The sequence below is a fragment of the Streptosporangiales bacterium genome (assembly GCA_009379955.1).
In the GTDB taxonomy this organism is placed as follows: Bacteria; Actinomycetota; Actinomycetes; order Streptosporangiales; family WHST01; genus WHST01.
Genome location: WHST01000224.1, coordinates 1 through 2,007 on the forward strand (window position 1 = coordinate 1; position 2,007 = coordinate 2,007).

Here is a 2,007-nt window from a genome sequence, read left to right on the forward strand (position 1 = left end):
GCACCGTTGTGATCACGCCGTCGCCAGGGACACCGCGGGCCACCCCCTACTTTTCACCCGTAGGGGATGGCCCGCCAGGGTCCCCCAGTGGTTGACGTGATCAACAGGGACTTCACCTCGTGCCGGGACGAGGTGAAGTCCGGCTCGATCACGTTAACGTGATCAACGCAACGTGCCGGGCGGTTGGGCTGCCGGGTCGGCTGGTCAGTGACCGGCGCCGAGCTTGCGGGACACGGCGGCGGCAGCGGCGGTGCAGCCGGCGATGGCGTCCTTGCGGCGCTTGCCGGTGAGGTCCTTGGCGAAACCGGTGACGCCGACGGCGCCCGCCACCCGGTCGTCGGCGCCGAAGAACGGCGCGGCGACGCAGGCGATGTCGGCCTGCTCCTCCTGGTCCTCCAGTGCGTACCCACGCTTGCGTACCCGGGCCAGCTCCTCGAGGAACTGCTCGCGGGTGGAGGCAGGCGCCTTGGGGCCATGGCCGGCGGTGAGTTCGCGCAGCAGGGGTGCGAGCTCGTCATCGGTGAGGTGCGCCGCGATCGCCCGGCCCAGTGCGGTGAGGTTGAACGGGGCCACCTTGCCGGGGTAGGTGTCGAACTGGACGAACCCCGGGGTCGCGGCCTTCGCGACGTACACGACCGAGGCACCGGTGAGGACGCCGACGTGGGCGGGCATGTCGAGGGAGTCGGCGAGCTCGCGCAGCTCGCGCTGGGCGACGGACGACAGGTCGACGTTGCGGACGAGGTGGCTCGCGAGCCCGTACAGGCGCAGGGTGGGCCGCCAGAAGTGGCTGCGGCCGACGATGCGGCGGCTGGCGTACCCGCGCTGCTCGAGCGTGTAGACGATCGACGCGCAGGTCGCGAGCGGGATCTCGGTGTTCTTGGCCAGGGCGGTGAGGGTGAGGCCGTCCTGGGCGTCGACGAGGGTCTCGAGCACGGTCAGCGCGCGGCCGACGGCTGGTGACGGTGCCCGTCCGTTGGACGGGTCCGCGGCGCTCTGCGACATTGCTGTTCCCTTCTCGAGGACCTGCGCGGTGCCGAGCCTACGGCGACCGGCGGCCGAACCCCGGACTGATCTCCCTATCTCAGAAATCCTTTCGCGATTTCGAAACGCCGTCGAAGCATCGTACACAGTGTCAGCCCGGGGTCTCGTCCGTCGGGGTGAGGCGGACGAGCGCTCCTCCCGGGGTGTGTGGGGCGACACCCTCACCGCGGAAGCCGACGGGGTCGCGGTCACCGGAGAGCCGCAGGCCCTCGACCCTGCTCCCGGGTGGGATGTCGTACCAGAGCTCGACCTCGACGGCGTTGTGCCCGCCGATCGTGACCTTCTCCGGCTGGCGACGTACCGCCATCGCGAACGAGTCGGGACGGTTGCGCGGGGCGGCGACGCCCGCGATGGTCTGCGACCTCGCGACGTAGTCGTGCGACGCGGGGTCGTGGTTGTCGGCGCGCAGCCGCACCTGGCAGAACTCGCCCTCCGGGCGTCCCTCGCTGTGCGTGCCGGAGACGGCGACGAGGCCGCAACCGAACTTCAGCACGGTGAACGTCAGGTGCCCGTCGACCACCGGTCGCGCCATCGGCCGTCCGACACCCGGCGAGGGCGACCCGCTCGGTGCGCCGTCCGGCGGGCCCATCTGGGCGCCGCGCAGGATCCAGCCGGCGCCGACCCCGAGCGCGAGCACGGTGACGAGCGCGCCGACCCGGAGGGCGACCGTGCCACGTGCCGAAGCCATGACCGCAGCGTAGGGCGCGGTGTCCTGCCACCGTGCTCGGCCACGTGGGTGCGGGTTATCGTCCACAGATCGGGTCGCGGACCGTCTCGCGGGGTGCAGGACGGCTTACGGTCCTGCTCATGCCTGGCAGGAGAACCGAGGAGTCCGAGGCCGCGGCGGCGCGGGTCGGTCGCGTGCTGCCCGCCGTCGAGGGCTGGGTCCCGACCGCGGACGCCACCGCCGACGCGGCCGAGCCGGTCGACGCGGCCGAGCCGGTCGACGCGGCCGACTCCGCGCCC

Annotated in this window: 2 protein-coding genes; both read right to left on the reverse strand. The window is 72.2% G+C overall.

Annotated features, from left to right (window positions below; translation table 11 throughout):
- Positions 1-204: 204 nt before the first annotated feature.
- The gene (locus GEV10_32030) at positions 205-1,002 is read right to left on the reverse strand and encodes a helix-turn-helix domain-containing protein (protein MQA83030.1); all 798 of its coding nucleotides are present in this window, start codon (positions 1,000-1,002) and stop codon (positions 205-207) included.
- A 130-nt stretch (positions 1,003-1,132) separates the two neighbouring features.
- Positions 1,133-1,729 (reverse strand): hypothetical protein, encoded by a 597-nt coding sequence (locus GEV10_32035; GenBank protein MQA83031.1) that lies wholly within the window; start codon positions 1,727-1,729, stop codon positions 1,133-1,135.
- Between the last annotated feature and the right edge of the window lie 278 nt (positions 1,730-2,007).

Excerpts from the sequence above, each read along its gene's own strand:
- GEV10_32030 (MQA83030.1), bottom strand. The coding sequence starts at position 1,002 with ATGTCGCAGAGCGCCGCGGACCCGTCCAACGGACGGGCACCGTCACCA.
- GEV10_32035 (MQA83031.1), bottom strand. The coding sequence starts at position 1,729 with ATGGCTTCGGCACGTGGCACGGTCGCCCTCCGGGTCGGCGCGCTCGTC.